The following is a 13,458-nucleotide window of genomic DNA, read 5'->3' as shown; positions in this document are numbered from 1 at the left end:
CGAAGGAGACACCTTGAGCCCCCTCACCCTCCCCCACCTGCGCCTCATCGATACGCTGGCCGAAGCCATCGCGGCGGATTATCTGCGCGCCGAAGCCGCACGCCAGCAGGAATCCGCGGGCGTCTGCTCGAATCCCGTCCCGTTGCCGGTCACGGACCAGGCCGCCTAGGATCCGCCGGATGCGCATTGCCGCCTACGCCCGCTACAGCTCCGATTCCCAGCGCGAGGCCAGCCTCGACGACCAGCTGCGCAACTGCCGCGCGTGGGCGGCGCGCAACAACATGCCGGCGCCGGTGGAGTACACCGACGCCGCGATCAGCGGCGCCCGGCTCGACCGCGACGGCTACCGCCGGCTGCTGTCCGACATCGACCGCTACGACGTGCTGCTGGTCGACGACCTGTCGCGCCTGGGGCGCGACAAGGACGAGGTCGGCAAGGTGGTCAAGCGGCTGACGTTCGCCGGCGTGCGCCTGATCGGCGTATGCGATGGCGTCGACACGCAGCGCAAGGGCCACAAGATCGACGTGGGCCTGCGCGGCCTGATGTCGGAGCTGTACCTGGACGACCTGGCTGACAAGACCCACCGCGGCCTCACCGGCCGTGCCCTCGATGGCGCCAGCGCCGGTGGGCTGCCCTACGGGTACCGCGTGGTCGGCACGGGTGGCCGTGCGATCGACGAGCAGCAGGCCGACGTGGTGCGCCGCATCTACCGCCAGTACCTCGAAGGCCTCAGCCCGCGCGAGATCGCGGCACGGCTCAATGCCGATGGCATCGCGACGGCACGCGGCCGCACCTGGTGCATGACCGCCATCTACGGCGACACCCGCCGCGGCGTCGGCATCCTCGCCAACCCGATCTACACCGGGCGGCAGATCTGGAACCGCAGCCGCTGGGTCAAGCATCCGGACACCGGCCGGCGGATCCGCCAAGAGCGCCCCCAAAGCGAGTGGATCACCACCGACCAGCCCGAGCTGGCCATCGTGGACGCGGAGACGTGGGAGGCCGTGCAGTCGCGCCTCAGCGGCAAGCGCCGCTCCCACTTCGGCCAGCCCAACGCACGGCGGCCCGGCCGACAGCCGCGCTACCTGCTCAGCGGCCTGCTGCGCTGCGCGACCTGCGGCGGCCCGATGGTCGTCATCGACCGCTACCGCTACGGCTGCAGCATCCAGAAGGATCGCGGCGACGCCGCCTGCAGCAGCCGACTGCGCGTACCGCGCGAGGCCGCCGAGCGCAGCATCCTGGCAGGCGTGAAGCGCGACCTGCTGAGCGACGCTGCGTTCCAGCGCTTCCAGCGCGCAGTCACGGCCGCCCTCAAGCGCGCGGCGCCCGACACCACCGTGTACCAGCGCCGCCTGGAGGACGCTCAGCGGGTGCGCGAGAACATCATGGCCGCCATCCGCGCCGGCATCATCACCACCTCGACCAAGGCCGAGCTGGAGCGCGCCGAAGGCGACGTGGCCACGCTGACCGCCGAACTGGACGCTGCCCGCCGCTTCCAGCCAGCGCACGTCCTACCGCGTGCCCGCGAAGTGTGGCAGCGGGCCGTAGCCATGCTCGAGGAAAGCGCCCGCAATCTGCCGGCAGCGCGTGAGTCGCTGCGCGAGATCCTCGGCGACCGCATCACCGTCCGCGCAAACGAAAACGGCGACCTCGTTGCCGAGATCGCCGCTTCGTGTTCTGACTCTGCACCGGAGCAATGTGCGCAGATAAATATGGTAGCGGGGGCAGGATTTGAACCTGCGACCTTCGGGTTATGAGCCCGACGAGCTGCCAGACTGCTCCACCCCGCATCAGAAGAACGATTATGAAGATTTTTGCCAACTATTGCAAGCGCGAATTGCGATTTTCCGGATCTTTCGTGACTCGGCCAACCCGGCGATCCTCACCTGCGGACTGGGTCGAGCCCGGCGCCGCACACCCGCCGACGCGAATCAGCGGGCGCGCATCATACAACACATCATCACTTACATGAAAGCCCGGGCACACCACGCGGTGATCGGGTTCAGACCCAGCGGCAGGAACAGCAGCGCCAGCGCGTTCACGCCCAGCACGACGCCGAGGATGCGGTCGTTGTGCGCCGGTGGCGCAGCACCGACGGGCTCGTCGAAATACATGACCTTGATCACGCGCAGGTAGTAGAACGCGCCGATCACCGCGCAGATCACGCCCAGCAATGCCAGCCACAGCATCCCGCCCTGCACGGCCGCGCTGAGCACCGCCAGCTTGGTCCAGAAGCCCAGCAGCGGCGGCACGCCGGCCAGCGATGCCATGATGCACAGCACCAGGAACGCCATCCACGGATTGCGCGCGTTCAGGCCTTTGAAGTCGTCGATGTGCTCGGCTTCGAAGCCCTGCCGCGACAGCGCGATGATCGCGCCGAACGCCGCCGCCGACATCACCGCATAGAAGATCGCGTAGAACAGCGCGGCCGAGTAGCCCTGCTCGTTGCCGCCTGCCAGGCCCATCAGCAGGAAGCCGATGTGCGACACGGTCGAGTAGGCCAGCATGCGCTTGAGGTTGGCCTGGGCGATCGCCATCAGGTTGCCGATCACCAGCGACAGCGCGGCCAGGCCGGCCAGCAGCCACTTCCATTCATCCACCAGCGGGCCGACGCCGACGTCGAGCAGACGCCATGCCATGCCGAACGCGGCCAGCTTGGGCGCCGAGCTGACGAACAGCGCGACCGGCGCGGGTGCGCCCTGGTAGACGTCCGGCAGCCACATGTGGAACGGCGCCGCACCGAGTTTGAAGGCCACGCCGGCGACCATGAACACGGTGCCGGTCAGCAGCAGCGTACGCTCCTGGGAGCCGGCCACCGCTGCATGGATGCCGTCCAGCTGCAGCGTGCCGGTGGCGCCGTAGACCAGCGACATGCCGTACAGCAGCAGGCCGGACGCCAGCGAGCCGAGCACGATGTACTTCATCGCGGCCTCGGTGGCCAGGCCGTTGTCGCGGTTGCTGGCGACCAGCGCGTACGAACACAGCGCCAGCAGTTCCAGGCCCAGGTAGACCACGACCAGGCTGCCGGCCGACACCAGCATCATCATGCCGGCGGTGGCGAACAGGATCAGCACCGGGATCTCGCCCTGGTACAGCCTGCGCTCGCGCAGGTAGCTCCAGCCGTAGATCAGGGTCAGCGCGCTCATCAGCACGATGGCCAGCTTCATCACGTCGGCGGCGGTGTCGCGGACGAACATGTCGTTGAACACGACGCCCTGCCCGCCCACGCCGGTGGCCAGCATCGCCAGCACCACGGCCAGGATCAGCACCGACAGGAAGTGGGTCCAAACCTTGTGCCGGGTCTCGATGAACAGGTCGATGATCAGCAGCGCGAAGGCGCCGCCGATCAATGCCAGTTCAGGCAGGAGCGGCAGCAGGTCGGCTGCGGATGGCATCACGGAAGTCGTGGTCATCTCGGGAAATCCTTACAGCTTGCTGTTGGCGATCAGCGTCGCCAGGTGTGCGATCGACGGTTCCATCAGGTCGGTCAGCGGCTTCGGCCAGACGCCGAGCAGCAGGGTGCCCGCGGCGAACACGCCCAGCACCAGCACCTCGCGACCATTGATGTCCTTCATCTCGGCGACGTGGGCGTTGCCGACCTCGCCGAAGTAGACCCGGCGGTACAGCCACAGGGTGTAGGCGGCGGTGATGATCAGCGTGGTCGCGGCCAGCAGCGCGATCACCGGATGCTTCTGGAAGCTGGCCAGGATGATCATGAACTCGCCGACGAAACCGCTGGTGCCGGGCAGGCCGGCATTGGCCATGAAGAACAGCATCGAGAACGCGGCGAACCACGGCATCACGTTGGCGACGCCGCCGTAGTCGGCGATGTTGCGCGTATGCATCCGGTCGTAGAGCACGCCGATGCAGGAGAACATCGCGCCGGAGACGAAGCCGTGCGAGATCATCTGCACCATCGCGCCCTGCAGGCCCAGGCGTGCGGCATCGACCGAGCCGAAGTCGCGCACCAAGGTGAAGGCGATGAAGGTGCCCAGGGTGACGAAGCCCATGTGCGCGACAGAGGAGTACGCGACCAGCTTCTTCATGTCGTCCTGGACCAGGGCGACCAGGCCGACGTAGACCACCGCGATCAGCGACAGCGCGATCACCAGCCAGGCCCACTCGTGGCCGGCATCCGGGGTGATCGGCAGGTTGAAGCGCAGGAAGCCGTAACCGCCGATCTTCAGCGCGATCGCCGCCAGGATCACCGAACCGGCGGTCGGGGCCTCGACGTGAGCGTCCGGCAGCCAGGTGTGCACCGGGAACATCGGCACCTTGACCGCGAACGCGATCATGAAGGCGAAGAACAGCCAAGTCTGCTCCTTGGCGCTCAGCGGCAGCGCGTACAGGTCGGCCAGCTGGAAGCTCCCGCCCTTGATGTACAGGTAGACCAGGCCCACCAGCATCAGCACCGAGCCGAGGAAGGTGTACAGGAAGAACTTCATCGCGGCGTAGATGCGGCGCGGACCGCCCCAGACGCCGATGATGAGGAACATCGGGATCAGCATCGCCTCGAAGAACACGTAGAACAGGATCGCGTCGGTCGCCGCGAAGATGCCCACGGTCACGCCCTGCAGGATCAGGAACGAGGCCACGTACTGGTGCACGCGCCTCTGGATCGACCCCCACGCGCCGATCAGCGCGAGCAGGCCGACCAGCGTGGTCAGCACGATCAGCGCGATCGAGATGCCGTCCACGCCGAGGTTGTAGTGGATGCCGTAGGTCGGGATCCAGGCGTGCTGCTCGATGAACTGCATGCCCGGTTCGTTGTAATCGAACCCGGTCAGCAGCTTCAGGCTCCACAGGAAGGTGACCAGCGCCACCGATACCGCGGACCAGCGTGCTGCCGACGCGCGGGCATTGCCCAGCGCGAGGATCAGCGCGCCGCCGATGATCGGCAGCCAGATCAGGACACTCAACAGATGCGCGTTCGCCACGTCGTCTTCTTCCGTGCAGTCAGTTCATCGCCAGAAACGCATGATCACGGCCAGCAGAGCGATCAGGCCGATGATCATGGCGAAGGCATAGTGGTAGAGGTAACCGGATTGGGTGCGACGCAGCAGAGTGGCCGCCAGGTCCACCACGCGCGCGCTGCCGTTGACGACCAGGCCGTCGATCAGCTTGCTGTCGATCCAGCGCGACACCCTGCCGATCTGCAGGCCGCCACCGGCGAAGCCCTTGATCCACAGGTGGTCGAAGCCGTACTTCTCCTCGAGCACGCGCACCAGCGGCGACAGCGCGCTGCGGATACGGCCCGGAACATCCGGCTTCCACAGGTACAGCAGCGCGGCCAGCACGAAGCCGGTCACGGTCAGCCAGAACGCCGGCATCTGCATGCCGTGCAGCGCATAGCCCACCGCACCATGCCAGTACTCGCGACCGACCGCCGCGACCGTGTCGCGCGCCGGATCGTAGAAATCGATGACGCCGGTGAAGAAGCCCATCGTCTGACCCGGAATCGCCGCGGCCGCGTGATGGCCCTGCCAGTCGGTGCCGAACAGCATCGGGCCGATGGTGAAGAAGCCGACCGCGATCGACGGGATCGCCAGCAGGATCAGCGGCACGGTCACCACCCACGGCGACTCGTGCGGCTCGTGTGCGCCGTGGCCGTGATGGTCGTCGTGTCCATGGTGGTGGTCGTCGTGCGCGGCCTCGTGCCCGTGCCCACCCTGCGCCTCGGCATCGGTATGCGCCGCGGCGCCACGGGCATGCTCGTCATGGTGCGCATGCGCATCACGGAAACGCTCGCTGCCGTGGAAGGTCAGGAACAGCAGGCGGAAGCTGTAGAAGCTGGTAACCACGACACCGCCGAGCACCGCCCAGTAGCCGTAGGTGGCGATCCAGCCGTGGCCGCCGTGGGCGTGATGCGCCGCGGCCTCGATGATCGTGTCCTTCGAGTAGAAACCCGAGAGGAACGGCGTGCCGACCAGCGCCAGGGTGCCGATCAGACTGGTCCAGTAGGTCACCGGCATGTACTTGCGCAGGCCACCCATCTTGCGCATGTCCTGCTCGTGATGCATGCCCATGATCACCGAGCCGGCCGCCAGGAACAGCAGGGCCTTGAAGAAGGCGTGGGTCATCAGGTGGAACACCGCCGCCGAGTACGCCGACACACCCAGCGCCACGGTCATGTAACCGAGCTGCGACAGCGTCGAGTACGCCACCACGCGCTTGATGTCGTTCTGCACGATGCCGATCAGGCCGGTGAAGAACGCGGTGGTGGCGCCCACGAACAGGATGAAGTTCAGCGCGGTCTGCGACAGCTCGAACAGCGGCGACATGCGCGCCACCATGAAGATGCCGGCGGTCACCATCGTCGCAGCATGGATCAGCGCCGAGATCGGGGTCGGGCCTTCCATCGAATCGGGCAGCCACACGTGCAGCGGTACCTGGGCCGACTTGCCCATCGCGCCGATGAACAGGCACACGCAGATGATGGTCGCCACGTTCCAGGTGTGGCCCTCGAAGATCTGCACCGCCGCGCCCTGCAGCTGCGGCGCGTTGGCGAACACGGTGGCGTAGTCCAGCGTGCCGAACCACAGCAGCACGCCGGCGATGCCGAGGATGAAGCCGAAGTCGCCGACGCGGTTGACCAGGAACGCCTTCATGTTGGCGAACACCGCACTCGGCCGCTTGAACCAGAAGCCGATCAGCAGATAGGACACCAGACCCACCGCTTCCCAGCCGAAGAACAGCTGCAGGAAGTTGTTGGCCATCACCAGCATCAGCATGCTGAAGGTGAACAGCGAGATGTAGCTGAAGAAGCGCTGGTAGCCCGGATCGTCGGCCATGTAGCCGATCGTGTAGATGTGGACCAGCAGCGACACGAAGGTCACCACCACCATCATCATCGCGGTCAACCGGTCGACCATGAAGCCGACGTGGGCCGAATAGTTGCCGACCTCGAAGAACGTGTAGACGTTCTGGTTGAACGGCGAGGCGCCGAGCACCACGAGCTGGTACAGCACCCAGCTCGACAGCGCGCAGCTGACCGCCACGCCGAGGATGGTCGCGAACTGGGCGCCCTTGCGCCCGACCTGGCGGCCGAGCAGGCCGGCGATGATGCTGCCCAGCAACGGGGCAAGCACGATCAGCAGCAGGTGGGTTTTGGAAATCATCATGGTTTGCCGTTGCCCGGTTCTAGCCTGTTCCAGTCCGTATCCGGCGGTGCCGGCGCCTGTGCGCCCTGCCCCGCCCGACCGGCCGTGGCGCCGGCGTCGCCCCGGTGGAGCGCACGCCGTCCCGCCACTCGTCGATGTAGTCCTTCCGGCGCGGGCTCGCGGCCCGCACCGGTGTTCAGCCCTTCAGCGAATCGACCTCGGCGACGTTGATCGTGCCCCGCGTACGGAACAGCGCGACCAGGATCGCCAGACCGATCGCGGCTTCCGCCGCGGCCACCGTCAGGATGAAGAACACGAAGATCTGTCCCGCCGCGTCGCCCAGCTCGCGCGAGAACGCGATGAAGTTGATGTTGACCGACAGCAGCATCAGCTCGATCGACATCAGCAGCACGATCACGTTCTTCCGGTTGAGGAAGATGCCGGCCAGGCTGATGCAGAACAGCACGGCGCCAAGCGCCAGTAGATGTCCGAGACTGATCATGCCTTGCCCTCCCCTTCGGCCGCGGCATCGGTGGCGACAGGACGCTTTTCCGCCTCCATCCGCACCATGCGCAGGCGGTCGCCCGCCTTGACCCGCGACTGCTCGGACGGGTTCTGCGTCTTGATGCCGGTCCGCTTGCGCAGGGTCAGCATCACCGCGGCCACGACCGCCACGGTCAGGATCACCGCGGCGAACTCAAACGGCAGGATGAAATCGGTGAACAGGCGCTCGGCCAGCCACCTGGTGTTGGAGACGTCGGCAGCGGCCGATGCGGCATTGTCGGGGAACGGCGAGGCCGAGCGCGCGCGCACGCCGATCAGCGTCAGCATCTGCACCAGCATCACCACGGCCACCACCACGCCGACCGGCAGGAACTTGACCCAGCCCTGGCGCAGCGCGGCGACGTCGATGTCCAGCATCATCACCACGAACAGGAACAGCACCATCACTGCGCCGACATACACCAGGATCAGGGCGACGCCGAGGAACTCGGCACCGACCAGCAGCCAGGTGCAGGCGATAGAGAAGAAGGTGAGGATCAGGCACAGCACGGCGTTCACCGGGTTGCGCACACTGATCACCGCACCGGCCGAAACGACGGCGACGGTGGCGAAGGCGTAGAAAGCGATCTTGACCCAGTCCATGACGTCCTCAGCGGAAAGCGGCGTCGGCGGCGCGGCGCTCGGCGATCTCCGCCTCCAGGCGGTCACCGATGGCCAGCAGCTGCGGCTTGGTCACGACGTTCTCGCCGCGCTTCTCGAAGTGGTACTCCATCACGTGCGTCTCCACGATCGAATCCACCGGGCAGCTCTCTTCGCAGAACCCGCAGTAGATGCACTTGAACAGATCGATGTCGTAGCGCGTGGTGCGGCGGGTGCCATCCTCGCGCCGGGTCGAATCGATGGTGATGGCCAGCGCCGGGCAGACCGCTTCGCACAGCTTGCAGGCGATGCAGCGCTCTTCGCCGTTGGGATAACGGCGCAGCGCGTGCAGGCCACGGAAGCGCGGCGACTGCGGGAACTTCTCCATCGGGTACATCAGCGTGTACTTGGGACGGAACAGGTACCGGAACGTCAGCGCGAGGCCCTGGAGCAGCTCCAGCAGCAGCAGGCTCTTGAAGTAATGGACGACTTTGTTCATCGGATCAGGCGCCCTTCTCGAACACGCCAAAGAAAGCCATCAGCGCGGTGACCGCGATCCAGACGATGGTGAGCGGAATGAAGACCTTCCAGCCCAGACGCATGATCTGGTCGTAGCGGTAGCGCGGGAAGCTGGCGCGGAACCAGATGTAGGCGCTGGCGAAGAAGAACACCTTGACCAGCAGCCACGGCCAGCCGCCCTTCCAGATCCAGTCGATCCAGGGCGACACGTCCGCCGTCACCCAGCCCTGGATCGGGCTCAGCCAGCCACCTAGGAAGAACAGCGCGATCAGGAAGCTGACCAGGATCATGTTCGCGTATTCGGCCAGGAAGAACAGCGCGAACGCCGCACCCGAATACTCGACCATGTGACCGGCCACGATCTCCGACTCGCCTTCGACCACGTCGAACGGCGCGCGGTTGGTCTCGGCCACGCCGGACACCCAGTAGACGATGAACAGCGGGAACAGCGGCAGCCAGAACCACTCGAAGAAGCCCGAGTCGCCGGCCTGCGCCATCACGATGTCGGTCAGATTCAGGCTGCCGGCGGCGATCAGCACGCCGACCAGGGCGAAGCCCATCGCGATCTCGTAGCTGACCACCTGCGCGGCGGAGCGCATCGCACCGAGGAACGCGTACTTGGAGTTGGATGCCCAGCCGGCCAGGATCACGCCGTACACGCCCAGCGAGGTCATCGCCAGCAGGTACAGCAGGCCGGCATTCGCGTTGGACAGCACCAGCTGGTAGTCGAACGGCACCACGGCCCATGCCGCGAACGCCGGCGCCAGCACGATCAACGGCGCGATGATGTACATCGCCTTGTGCGCGCTGGCCGGCTGGATGACTTCCTTGAACAGCAGCTTGAAGACGTCGGCGAAGGCCTGGAAGATGCCCATGCCCACGTACATCGGCCCGTGGCGCGCGTGCATCCAGCCGATCAGCTTGCGCTCCCAGACCACGTAGAACGCGACCGAGATGATCACCGGCATCGCCACGGTCAGGATCTTCAGCACGATCCACAGCGCAGGACCGAGCTCGCCGAGCCCATAGAACCACTCGCGCAGCGGACCGACCGCGTTGATCAGCAGCTCGTTCATGCCTTCACCACCTCGACACGGCCTGCGCCCAGCGGTGCGGTGGCACCGTGGCCGCTCTCGATCCACGCCGCGCCCTGCGCGACATGGCTGTCAATCACCACCGGCAGGGTCGCGGTGCCGTCGCCGGCACGGACCTTGACCACGCCGCCCTCGGCCACGCCGAGCCCGGCCGCGTCGGCCGGGTGCAGCGCGATGCGCGCGTCAACGTTCAACGGGTGCGCCTGCAGCGCGGCGGCACGACGCACGACCGCATCGGTGCGGTAGATCGCCGGGGTCACCGCCAGTTCCAGACCCTCGGCCTGGACCGCGGCAGCGGCGCCCGCCCTGACCTGGACCTTGCGGCCGCCTTCGGACATCGCGCGGGCGCCGGCCAGATCGGTGAACTCGAAACCGGCCAGGCCGAGCTCGCCACCCAGCGCACGCAGCACGCGCCAGCCCTCACGGGCCTGGCCCGGCAGCTTGCCGGCCGCATACGCGAGCTGCTCGACGCCGTTGAGGTTGGTCAGGGTGGCCTCGATCTCCGGCAGCGCGCCGATCGGCAGGATCACGTCGGCGGTGGCGCGGGTCGACTCGCAGGCGTAGTGGCTGAACGCCACGACCTTGGCCGCGTTCAGCGCCTTCAGCGCGGCGGCGGTATCGGCGAAATCCAGGCCCGGCTCGATGCCGTACAGCACGTAGGCGCTGCGCGGCTCGGCGAACATGCCGGCCACGTCGCGACCGGCCGGCAGCACGCCGGCCTTGGCCAGGCCGAGCGCGTTGGCGCCCTGCGGGATGCGGCACAGCGTGGCGCCGGTAGCCTCGGCGAAGCCACGCGCGGCGGCGCGGATCGCGGCGGCCTGCGGGTGGTTCTCGGCGATGGCGCCGACGATCAGCACCGCACGGCTCGCGCCCTTGGCCGCATCGCGCAGGCCGGCGTCGGACAGCGCCTCGGCAAAGCGCGACGGTGCGACGATCTGCCTGCCGGCCACCGCGAAGGTGAAGTCGAAGTCGACCGGGTTGACCACGTGGATGCGGGCGTTGCGCTTGGTCTGCGACTTGCGCAGACGGGCATGCAGCAGCGGCAGTTCGTGACGCAGATTGGTGCCCAGCAGCACCACGACGTCGGCATCCTCGATCTCGGCCAGCGGCAGCCCGAACGGCTCGGCCACGGCGGCATCGGAGAAATCGCGGTTGCCGATGCGGTGGTCGATGTTGGTGCTGCCCAGCTCGGCGGCCAGAGTCGCCAGCAGCCCACCCTCCTCGTTCGAGGTGGACGGATGCGCCAGCACGCCCAGCGCGTCGCCGCGGTTGGCCTTCAGGATCTCGGTGGCGGCAGCCAAGCCATCGGCCCAACTCACTTCCTTCCACTCGCCGTCGATCTTGCGCATCGGCACGGTGGCGCGGTCGGCAGCGTACAGGCCCTGGTGCGAATAGCGGTCGCGGTCGGACAGCCAGCACTCGTTGACCGCCTCGTTCTCGCGCGGCACGGTGCGCAGCACTTCGCCGCGGCGCACGTGCACGAACAGGTTCGAGCCCATCGCGTCGTGGTAGCCCAGCGACTCGCGTGCGGTCAGTTCCCACGGACGGGCGCGGAACTGGAACACCTTGTTGGTCAGCGCGCCGACCGGGCACACGTCGATGACGTTGCCCGACAGCTCGGTGGTCAGCGGCTTGCCGTCGAACGTGCCGATCTGCAGGTTCTCGCCACGGTACATGCCGCCCAGCTCGTAGGTGCCCGCGATCTCGCCGGTGAAGCGGATGCAGCGGGTGCACTGGATGCAGCGGGTCATCTCGGTGGCGACCAGCGGACCGATGTCCTCGTCCGGCACCACGCGCTTGCGTTCCTGGAAACGGCTGACCGAGCGGCCATAGCCCAGCGACAGGTCCTGCAGCTCGCACTCGCCGCCCTGATCGCAGATCGGGCAGTCCAGCGGATGGTTGATCAGCAGGAATTCCATGACGTTGCGCTGGGCCTTCAGCGCCTTGTCGTTGCGCGTGAAGACCTTCAGGCCATCCATCACCGGGGTCGCGCAGGCCGGCGACGGCTTGGGCGCGCCGCGGCCGCCGACCTCGGTGTCGACCAGGCACATGCGGCAGTTGGCGGCGATCGAGAGCTTGTCGTGGTAGCAGAAGCGCGGGATCGGGATCCCGGCCTTGTCCGCCGCCTGGATGATCATCGATCCCTTCGGCGCGGCCAGTTCGACGCCGTCGATGAAGATGGTGACGTGGTCGGGCGGCAGGTTCGGGTTGACGGGCTGCGCGCTCACGCGGCCACCTCCAGGTTGGAACGGACCACCGTGCCGTCGCGCTCGTCGTCGACGAGGAAGCGCTTGTTCACGATCGCGTATTCGAATTCGTGCCAGAAGTGGCGCAGCATGCCCTGCACCGGCCACGCGGCGGCTTCGCCGAACGCGCAGATGGTGTGGCCCTCGATCTGGCCGGCGGCCGCGCGCAGCGTCTGCAGGTCCTCGAGGGTGGCCTTGTGCTCGGCCACGCGGGTCAGCATGCGGTACATCCAGCCGGTGCCTTCACGGCACGGGGTGCACTGGCCGCAGCTTTCCTTGAAATAGAAGCGTGCGATGCGCTGGCAGGCGCGGACCATGCAGGTGGTGTCGTCCATCACCACGACCGCACCGGAACCAAGGCCGGAGCCGGCCTTCTGGATGCTGTCGTAGTCCATGGTCAGACCCATCATGGTCTCGCCCGGCAGCACCGGCATCGAGGAGCCACCCGGGATCACCGCCTTGATCCTGCGACCCGGACGCATGCCACCGCACAGCTCCAGCAGTTCGGAGAACGGCGTGCCCAGACGGATTTCGTGATTGCCCGGCCTGGCGACGTGGCCGGAGACCGAGAAGATCTTGCAGCCGCCGTTGTTGGGCTTGCCCAGGTTCATGAACCACTCGGCGCCGTTGCGCACGATCGCCGGCACCGAGGCGTAGGTCTCGGTGTTGTTGATCGTGGTCGGCTTGCCGTAGAGGCCGAAGTTGGCCGGGAACGGCGGCTTGAACCGCGGCTGGCCCTTCTTGCCTTCCAGCGACTCCATCAGCGCGGTTTCCTCACCGCAGATGTAGGCGCCCGCGCCCAGCGCGTTGTACAGGTCGATGTCCACGCCGCTGCCGAGGATGTCCTTGCCCAGCCAGCCGTTGGCGTACGCCTCGGCCGTGGCCTCTTCCAGATGCTCGAAGGGCTCGTGGTGGAACTCGCCGCGCAGGTAGTTGTAGCCCACGGTCGAGCCGGTGGCGTAGCAGGCGATCGCCATGCCCTCGATCACCGCGTGCGGGTTGTAGCGCAGGATGTCGCGGTCCTTGGCGGTGCCCGGCTCGGACTCGTCCGAGTTGCAGAGGATGTACTTCTGCATGTCGCCCTTGGGCATGAAGCTCCACTTCAGGCCGGTCGGGAAGCCCGCGCCGCCACGGCCGCGCAGGCCGGACTGCTTGACCATCTCGATCACGTCCGCCGGCGGGATCTTTTCGGTCAGGATCCTGCGCAGCGCCTGGTAGCCGCCGGTCTTCAGGTAGTTCTCGTACGACCACGGCTTGTCGAAGTGCAGCGTCGTGTAGACCGCCTGGTGCTCCTTCGGTGCCGGGCCGACCGGGCCGTAGCCCTCGGAAATCTTGGTGTGATGCGCCATGGTCAGT

Annotated in this window: 11 protein-coding genes and 1 tRNA gene; 1 reads left to right on the top strand and 11 read right to left on the bottom strand. The window is 67.1% G+C overall.

Annotated features, from left to right (window positions below):
- The first annotated feature begins 13 nt into the window (after window positions 1-13).
- The gene (locus IB242_RS09005; protein WP_192278316.1) at window positions 14-169 is read left to right on the top strand and encodes a hypothetical protein; all 156 of its coding nucleotides are present in this window, start codon (window positions 14-16) and stop codon (window positions 167-169) included.
- Here IB242_RS09005 and IB242_RS20650 read toward each other — a convergent pair.
- The 11 genes from IB242_RS20650 to nuoF form a co-directional block, all read right to left on the bottom strand.
- Window positions 150-1,508, bottom strand: a complete 1,359-nt coding sequence (locus tag IB242_RS20650; RefSeq protein WP_255523458.1) for a hypothetical protein — start codon at window positions 1,506-1,508, stop codon at window positions 150-152. The genes IB242_RS09005 and IB242_RS20650 overlap by 20 nt on opposite strands.
- Window positions 1,509-1,713: 205 nt before the next feature.
- Window positions 1,714-1,790, bottom strand: a tRNA-Met gene (locus IB242_RS08995).
- A 174-nt stretch (window positions 1,791-1,964) separates the two neighbouring features.
- Window positions 1,965-3,413 (bottom strand): NADH-quinone oxidoreductase subunit NuoN, encoded by a 1,449-nt coding sequence (nuoN, locus tag IB242_RS08990; protein WP_192278314.1) that lies wholly within the window; start codon window positions 3,411-3,413, stop codon window positions 1,965-1,967.
- A gap of 12 nt (window positions 3,414-3,425) precedes the next feature.
- The gene (locus tag IB242_RS08985; RefSeq protein WP_192278312.1) at window positions 3,426-4,937 is read right to left on the bottom strand and encodes an NADH-quinone oxidoreductase subunit M; all 1,512 of its coding nucleotides are present in this window, start codon (window positions 4,935-4,937) and stop codon (window positions 3,426-3,428) included.
- Between the two features lie 24 nt (window positions 4,938-4,961).
- Window positions 4,962-7,121, bottom strand: a complete 2,160-nt coding sequence (gene nuoL, locus IB242_RS08980) for an NADH-quinone oxidoreductase subunit L (RefSeq protein ID WP_192278309.1) — start codon at window positions 7,119-7,121, stop codon at window positions 4,962-4,964.
- Window positions 7,122-7,296: 175 nt separating this feature from the next.
- Window positions 7,297-7,602, bottom strand: coding sequence for an NADH-quinone oxidoreductase subunit NuoK (nuoK, locus tag IB242_RS08975; RefSeq protein ID WP_192278307.1), 306 nt, complete (start codon window positions 7,600-7,602; stop codon window positions 7,297-7,299).
- A complete protein-coding gene (locus IB242_RS08970; RefSeq protein ID WP_192278305.1) occupies window positions 7,599-8,246 on the bottom strand; it encodes an NADH-quinone oxidoreductase subunit J in 648 nt (215 codons plus the stop codon). The genes nuoK and IB242_RS08970 overlap by 4 nt, the downstream gene beginning before the upstream one ends.
- 7 nt (window positions 8,247-8,253) lie before the next feature.
- On the bottom strand, window positions 8,254-8,742 hold the full coding sequence (nuoI, locus tag IB242_RS08965) for an NADH-quinone oxidoreductase subunit NuoI (RefSeq protein WP_192278303.1): 489 nt from the start codon (window positions 8,740-8,742) through the stop codon (window positions 8,254-8,256).
- Between the two features lie 4 nt (window positions 8,743-8,746).
- Window positions 8,747-9,838: an NADH-quinone oxidoreductase subunit NuoH gene (gene nuoH / locus IB242_RS08960; RefSeq protein ID WP_192278301.1), complete on the bottom strand. Its 1,092-nt coding sequence runs from the start codon at window positions 9,836-9,838 to the stop codon at window positions 8,747-8,749.
- Complete coding sequence (gene nuoG, locus IB242_RS08955; protein ID WP_192278299.1) at window positions 9,835-12,084, bottom strand: NADH-quinone oxidoreductase subunit NuoG; 2,250 nt, start codon at window positions 12,082-12,084, stop codon at window positions 9,835-9,837. The genes nuoH and nuoG overlap by 4 nt, the downstream gene beginning before the upstream one ends.
- A complete protein-coding gene (nuoF, locus tag IB242_RS08950; RefSeq protein ID WP_192278297.1) occupies window positions 12,081-13,451 on the bottom strand; it encodes an NADH-quinone oxidoreductase subunit NuoF in 1,371 nt (456 codons plus the stop codon). Before nuoF ends, nuoG begins: the two co-directional genes overlap by 4 nt.
- Window positions 13,452-13,458 lie beyond the last annotated feature (7 nt).

The organism is Xanthomonas sp. XNM01 (genome assembly GCF_014851915.1).
In the GTDB taxonomy this organism is placed as follows: domain Bacteria; phylum Pseudomonadota; class Gammaproteobacteria; order Xanthomonadales; family Xanthomonadaceae; genus Pseudoxanthomonas.
This window is presented reverse-complemented; position numbering and strand designations above follow the sequence as displayed.

Excerpts from the sequence above, each read along its gene's own strand:
- nuoN (WP_192278314.1), bottom strand. The coding sequence starts at position 3,413 with ATGACCACGACTTCCGTGATGCCATCCGCAGCCGACCTGCTGCCGCTC.
- nuoL (WP_192278309.1), bottom strand. The coding sequence starts at position 7,121 with ATGATGATTTCCAAAACCCACCTGCTGCTGATCGTGCTTGCCCCGTTG.
- nuoK (WP_192278307.1), bottom strand. The coding sequence starts at position 7,602 with ATGATCAGTCTCGGACATCTACTGGCGCTTGGCGCCGTGCTGTTCTGC.
- IB242_RS08970 (WP_192278305.1), bottom strand. The coding sequence starts at position 8,246 with ATGGACTGGGTCAAGATCGCTTTCTACGCCTTCGCCACCGTCGCCGTC.
- nuoI (WP_192278303.1), bottom strand. The coding sequence starts at position 8,742 with ATGAACAAAGTCGTCCATTACTTCAAGAGCCTGCTGCTGCTGGAGCTG.
- nuoH (WP_192278301.1), bottom strand. The coding sequence starts at position 9,838 with ATGAACGAGCTGCTGATCAACGCGGTCGGTCCGCTGCGCGAGTGGTTC.
- nuoF (WP_192278297.1), bottom strand. The coding sequence starts at position 13,451 with ATGGCGCATCACACCAAGATTTCCGAGGGCTACGGCCCGGTCGGCCCG.